The sequence below is a fragment of the Psychroserpens mesophilus genome (assembly GCF_000826645.1).
Classification (GTDB): Bacteria; Bacteroidota; Bacteroidia; order Flavobacteriales; family Flavobacteriaceae; genus Psychroserpens; species Psychroserpens mesophilus.
This window is the reverse complement of sequence record NZ_JXJP01000031.1, coordinates 20,152-27,365: the sequence shown is the minus strand read 5'-3', so window position 1 is coordinate 27,365 and position 7,214 is coordinate 20,152. Positions and strand designations below refer to the sequence as shown.

4 protein-coding genes are annotated in these 7,214 nt (G+C 34.4%); 2 read left to right on the top strand and 2 right to left on the bottom strand.

What is annotated here, in order from left to right:
- Both TD18_RS16875 and TD18_RS15850 read right to left on the bottom strand, forming a co-directional pair.
- Positions 1 to 3,799: VWA domain-containing protein (locus tag TD18_RS16875; RefSeq protein ID WP_084205949.1), on the bottom strand; the 3,799-nt coding region annotated here is incomplete at its 3' end.
- 45 nt (positions 3,800 to 3,844) lie between these two features.
- On the bottom strand, positions 3,845 to 4,354 hold the full coding sequence (locus TD18_RS15850) for a hypothetical protein (protein ID WP_040254621.1): 510 nt from the start codon (positions 4,352 to 4,354) through the stop codon (positions 3,845 to 3,847).
- A 319-nt stretch (positions 4,355 to 4,673) separates the two neighbouring features.
- On the opposite strand from TD18_RS15850, the gene TD18_RS15845 reads away from it, so the two are divergent.
- Both TD18_RS15845 and ppk1 read left to right on the top strand, forming a co-directional pair.
- Positions 4,674 to 5,159 (top strand): SixA phosphatase family protein, encoded by a 486-nt coding sequence (locus tag TD18_RS15845; RefSeq protein ID WP_040254618.1) that lies wholly within the window; start codon positions 4,674 to 4,676, stop codon positions 5,157 to 5,159.
- Positions 5,159 to 7,213 (top strand): polyphosphate kinase 1, encoded by a 2,055-nt coding sequence (gene ppk1, locus TD18_RS15840; protein ID WP_040254617.1) that lies wholly within the window; start codon positions 5,159 to 5,161, stop codon positions 7,211 to 7,213. Before TD18_RS15845 ends, ppk1 begins: the two co-directional genes overlap by 1 nt.
- Position 7,214: the final 1 nt, after the last annotated feature.

The window sequence follows — 7,214 nt, the reverse complement described above, 5'->3', positions numbered from 1 at the left end:
ATTCATCTGTAGCGGTCCAAGTTCTTGTAATAGTTTGCGTATTACCACACGCATCGACAGTAGTATCAGCGAAAGTAACAGTTACAGTACCACAAGCATCAGTAGCAGTAGCAGTTCCTGTAGCAGAAGGATCAGTTGTTTCAGTACATTCCACAGTGGCATCAGCAGGAATAGTTAATACAGGAGCAGTATTATCTTCAACAGCAATAGTTTGTGTATCGGAAACAGTGTTACCACATTCGTCAGTAGCGGTCCAAGTTCTTGTTATTGTTTGTGTATTACCACACGCATCTACAGCAGTATCAGCGAAAGTAACGGTTACAGTACCACAAGCATCAGTAGCAGTAGCAGTTCCTGTAGCAGAAGGGTCGGTACTCTCGGTACATTCCACAGTTGCATCAGCAGGAATAGTTAATACAGGAGCAGTATTATCTTCAACAGCAATAGTTTGTGTATCAGAGATTGAATTACCACATTCGTCAGTAGCGGTCCAAGTTCTTGTTATTGTTTGTGTATTACCACACGCATCTACAGCAGTATCAGCGAAAGTAACAGTTACAGTACCACAAGCGTCGGTAGCAGTAGCAGTTCCAGTAGCAGCAGGATCGGTACTCTCGGTACATTCCACAGTTGCATCAGCAGGAATAGTTAATACAGGAGGTGTATTATCTTCAACAGCAATAGTTTGTGTATCAGAGATTGAATTACCACATTCATCTGTAGCGGTCCAAGTTCTTGTTATTGTTTGTGTATTACCACACGCATCTACAGCAGTATCAGTGAAAGTAACAGTTACAGTACCACAAGTATCAGTAGCAGTAGCAGTTCCAGTAGCAGTAGGATCGGTACTTTCAGTACATTCCACAGTTGCATCAGCAGGAATAGTTAATACAGGAGCTGTATTATCTTCAACAGCAATAGTTTGTGTATCGGAAACAGTGTTACCACATTCGTCAGTAGCGGTCCAAGTTCTTGTTATTGTTTGTGTATTACCACACGCATCTACAGCAGTATCAGCGAAAGTAACAGTTACAGTACCACAAGCATCAGTAGCAGTAGCAGTTCCAGTAGCAGCAGGATCGGTACTTTCGGTACATTCCACAGTTGCATCAGCAGGAATAGTTAATACAGGAGGTGTATTATCTTCAACAGCAATAGTTTGTGTATCAGAAACAGTGTTACCACATTCGTCAGTAGCCGTCCAAGTTCTTGTAATAGTTTGTGTATTTCCACAGGCATCCACAACAGAATCGGCAAAAGTTATAGTAGTATTACCACAGGTATCAGTTGCCGTAGCAGTTCCGGTAGCAGCAGGATCCGTACTCTCGGTACATTCTACAGTGATATTTGCAGGAACGGTTAACGTTGGAGGAGTAGTGTCAATTACAGTAATTATCTGATCTAAAGACACGGCGTTACCACATTCATCAGTAGCTGTCCAAGTTCTTGTTATAATTTCGGTATTTCCACAAGTAGAAACAGAAACATCAGAAAATGTAATTGTTGCATCTCCACAAGCATCAGTAGCAGTTGCGTTTCCATCAGGATTTGGTCTATCACATTCTACGCTAATATCTGAAGGAATAATTAAAGTAGGAGGTGTTGTATCTTGAATTGTAATTATTTGAGTGTCAGATGTTGAATTGCCACAATCATCGGTAATTGAGAATGTTCTTGTTACGGTGATCACGCAAGTTCCAGAACTTACATCAGTATATGTAATTGAAGCTATTGTTCCGTCATCTGAAGCTGTTCCATTTCCATTTAAAGCACTTTCAAGTTGGGCTAAGGTTATTGTTGTAGCCGTTTCACTATAAGCTAATCCAGTGATAGCGGAAACGTCACAACCTTCAATGGTATAATCATCTGGAGCTGTAATTTCAGGGCTTTCATTGTCATCATTATCGATAACAATATTATCTATTGAAACGGTACATCCATTGTCATCTTCAACAACAACTGTATAAGTTCCTTGTAATAAATCAGTAAACGTACCACTTGGTTGCGTAGTCGTTCCACCATCGATAGAAAAAGTGTAAGGCAAAATGCCTCCAGAAGCTTCTACAGTTAATTCACCTGTATTAGTCCCCGAGCAATCTGCATTAGTCGATAGTGTAAGATTTGCGCTTAGTTCAGTTGGTTGAGTAACTTCACTATCACTAATAATAAAATTACATCCTGATGAATCTGTAATGGTAACAGAATAGTTCCCAGCAGAAAGATTAGTTAAGTCCTGAGTAATTTCTCCTGTGTTCCACAGATAAGTATAAGGAGGTGTACCACCAGTAACAGTTATATCAATTGCTCCGGTTTCATTACCAAAGCAAAGTACATCTGTTACAGATGCTGTAGCCTCTAAGAAATCTGGTAAAGATAAGTTTACTTCAGCTTCAGTACTAGGTAAAGTACACGTATCTCCAAAAGTACCAGTATAGGCTAATTGAGCTGTAAAATTTCCTTGGAAATCACTAGCAGCTCCAGGATAGTTATAGATGCCTGTAAGCGTGTTGGATGATCCTATCAGGTTTCCATTTAAAAAGAAATCCCATAAAAATGTATCTCCAGTAGATATACAACCATTTTGCTGTAAAGTAGCCGAATAGTTTACAGAGGTAGAACATCCCACTCTTTCAATTATCGGAGTGATTTCTGGACATGGAACACAGAATTCTACGTTATCAAAAACGATCGATGTAGTTTCACACATCGCATCTTCATAATTTATAACAGTATCTCCCGATATCTGAGGACCACATGATGAAGGTCCGTTAGGCAAAATAGTGTATGTTAAAGTTATAGTTTCTTCGAATACGTCTGCAACGTACCAAGATAATATTTGATTATTGAGTACAGCCGTCCCTTTGCTTGCCACAATACTTCCGGGTACTATAGAAAAGCCATTAGAAATAGTATTATCTGTTACGAGAGATTGACCTGGCAATTGCGTTGCTGCAGGTACTAGTTGTCCTAATATGGTATCATAAATAGCACTTAAATCTGCATTGTTTTCAGTAGAAAAAGCGCCAGCATTTTGAATTCCATTAAGGGTATTTAGAGCTATAGTTTCTTCTGTACCGTTAATAGCTCCAATTAAACCAATTGTAAAAACGTTTTGCGTATAAGTTTCGCCTGATACAACAGTTGTTTGAGCATTAATTCCGGCATTTATTGCAGCAGTTTGACAAGCTGTATTGTATTGTGTAGTACTGCAGGTACTGCCACTTCCATTTCTAACAGTGGCAACACCATCTGAAAGAAGTATAATACTTCTGGATGTAACACAATCAAAAGTCCCGTTATTTGTTAACTCATTATCTGCCGCTATAATACCAGCTTGCGTATTTGTAGATCCACCTGTAGTTATCCCATTAATTGTAGATATAATTGCCGCCTGACCTGAGCTTCCCGTTAAACCAATATCTAAGCTCGCAGAACTAGCAAAACTAACAATTGCAATTCTATTTTGACCAGACGGATTGTTAGCTGGTAAAAAGAAGTTGTTTACAAAAGCAATTGCAGCATCTTGAGCATAATCTATAGGTTCAGGTACAGGACCATCATCCATACTTCCAGATCTATCAATAATCAATACAACCTCTTGCGGACTTTTAGGTGGTTTACCTATGATTTCCAAAGTAACATCAAATTGATTACAAACAGATGGGTTTGCTACTATATCTTTATTGACAATAACTTGTTGTCCAAATAGAGAGTTTACAGTAAATAGAAATGCTACAACAAATATAAGCTTAGCTATATTTTTGACATTTCCTTTTTGAAATTGTAATTTATTTCTCATCGAGTTTCTCTTTAAAACTATTCTTTTAATCTTAACTAACAACTATTAACCTTCCGAAGGATCTACAACAAAAACACTTAAAGTTTGAGTTTCTGATAAAGATTCACAATCTTCCGAATTCACTTCAACTTCAATACAACTCCATGTATTGTAAGGTGTTCCTTTTGGAACAGTAACGTTAACTATAAACTTATAAGATTCACCGCTGCTTAATTCTACATTTGAAGTTGACGCATTGGGAGAACTATTTCTATTTGAACTTATATTCTCAAGTGAAACATCTAATACAGTATTATTAGAATTTGTTCCTCTATTGTATTGCGAAGTTTTATTGTTACACGGTGTTGAAAGATTCTTTGTAGACAAATTGAATGTCTTGGTACCATTTGAAGTATTGGTAAGAATCAATATGAATTGAGCTCCATCTTCATCTGCTGATTTAGCTTTTCTGTCTTTTTCAACAGTGAGATTTGCACTACACTCTGATATGTTTTCATCTGAAACATATAATATCACAGCAAGACATGCTGTTATTAAGGTTGCTATTAACTTCATAATTTAAAATTTAATTCAAATTTATATTCGCTTGGCGATGTTCAAAAATAATTAGTGTATACAAGAAGTTTATTTAAGTACAGCATACTTAATTAAACGTCCAATATGTTTTGAGGGAAGAACTGTGGTAAAAAAAACCACAAAAATGGATTTATTAATATATTTTTGATTTGGGGTCATAAACATTATATTTAAACTAAACAAAACAAATGATAACCAAAGTGGTTAACAAATATAAATGTTAAAGGGACGAAAATAATCGTTAAAACGGAATTATGCAACATTTTATCGATAAAATATTACACTTCATCGAATCACTATGAGACAATTAGTACTTATTAGACATGCAAAATCATCTTGGGAATATGATGTTACAGATGCTGAAAGACCTTTAAAAAAGAGAGGTTTTCGGGATGCAGCATTAGTTTCTAAAGCATTTAAAAACACCTCAATTTTACCTGATGTTATTTTTTCAAGTCCGGCAAATAGAGCCTTATCTACATGTAAAATCTTTGTGAAAAACCTTAATCTCGAAGAAAAAAGAATAAATATCGTTGAAGAATTATATGATTTTGGAGGCGAAAGTGTCATAAATTTTATAAAAAATATTGATGATAGTTATGAAAAGGTTATGATTTTTGGTCATAATCATGCATTCACATCTATTTGCAATATATTTGGTGACCAATTTATAGATAACCTTCCTACGAGTGGCTTAGTTGTTATAAATTTGGACGTCACATCGTGGCAAGACTTTAAAAAGGGTATTACAAAACTTACAATTTTTCCAAGAGATTTAAAATAATGGTAAAAGAAAAAAACACCTATATTAATCGTGAATTAAGCTGGCTTCAATTTAACGAAAGAGTATTACAAGAAGCCGAAGATGAAAGTGTTCCTTTAATAGAACGGTTACGATTTCTAGGAATATTCTCTAATAACCTGGATGAATTTTTTAAAGTGCGATATGCGACAGTTAAACGAATAGATGAAGCTGGTAAAGGAGGAAAAAGTGAGCTAGGTGGAGTAAAAGCAGGTGATCTTTTAGAAATTATAACTAATATTGTAATTAAGCAACAAAGTTATAGTTTAGAAATTTTGAGCAAAATTCAAAATGCGCTCGAAAAAGAGAATATCTTTATTATTAACGAAACTCAAATCGATAAATCACAACATAATTTTATTAAAGATTATTATATACAAAATGTAAGTCCGGCTCTCGTAACCATCATACTCAATGACTTATTAGAATTGCCATTACTTAAAGATAGTGCAGCATATTTAGCTGTAAAAATGGTTTTAGATAATGGTGAAAAGCAATATGCACTTATTGAAATACCCAAGGCCATAGATCGATTTGTTGTTTTACCTAAAAAAGGAGATGATAATTACATTATTATTTTAGATGATCTTTTACGATACTGTTTAAATGATATTTTTAACATTTTCAATTACAACTCTATTTCAGCAAATATGATTAAGATTACCAGAGATGGTGAACTCGATTTCGATAGTGATTTAAGTAAGAGTTTTATTGAAAAAATTTCAGATAGTGTGAAAGACCGACAAATTGGCGAACCTGTTAGATTTGTTTACGATAAAACCATTGATGAAGAAACCTTGGAGTACTTAATGTCAAAAATGGGTATTGATTCAAAAGATAGTGTTATTCCAGGAGGTCGCTATCATAACAGGCGAGATTATATGGATTTTCCTAGTTTGGGAAGAACAGATCTTTTGTATGATAAAATTCAACCTTTACAAATAAAAGGTTTGAGTCTTCAAAGTAGTATTTTCACTTCGATATCTCAAAAAGATTATCTCCTTCATACACCTTATCAAACTTTTTCTTATGTGGTCAAGTTTTTAAGAGAGGCTGCTTTAGATCCAAAGGTTAAAACCATAAAAATTACAATATATAGGTTAGCTCAAATTTCTCATGTTGCCAGTTCTTTAATAAATGCTGCAAAAAATGGAAAGAAAGTAACAGTGGTAATTGAATTACGAGCAAGATTTGATGAACAGGCAAATATTGACTATGCCGAACAAATGCAAGCGGAAGGTGTTAATCTTCTTTTTGGTGTCTCTGGTTTAAAGGTTCACAGTAAAATGTGTGTCATTGAGCGTGAAGAAGACAATAAATTAAAACGATACGGATTTATCAGTACTGGTAATTTTAATGAATCGACAGCCAAAATATATACTGATTTTACTCTTTTTACTGCCAATTCAAAGCTTTTAAAAGATGTGAATAAAGTATTTAATTTTTTTCAGACAAACTATCTGATATATAGATATAAGCATATTATAACATCACCTCACTATACAAAATCAAAACTTTTTGCTTTAATTGATAAGGAAATTGAAAATGTTAAACAAGGTAAACCAGCTTATATAAAACTTAAACTGAATAGTATTTCCAGCTATAATATGGTTGATAAATTATACGAAGCAAGTAGAGCTGGCGTAAAAATACAAATGATAGTCAGAGGTATTTGTTGCCTGGTACCAGGAGTCAAAGGTATGAGCGAAAATATTGAAGTGATTAGTATTGTAGATAAATTTTTAGAACACACCAGAATGTATCTGTTTTGTAATAATAACGATTCTAAAGTTTATATTTCTTCAGCCGATTGGATGACAAGAAATATTGAAAATAGAGTAGAAGTAAGTTGCCCAATTTATCAGGACGATATTAAAGAAGAATTGTTAAACATTTTCGATATTTGTTGGAGTGATAATGTAAAGGCAAGAATTATAGATGAGACACAAAGTAACACTTACCGAAGAAATTCTAATCCTAAAGTAAGATCTCAATTTGCATTATATGATTATTTTAAAGAAAAACTGAATTCCTAAT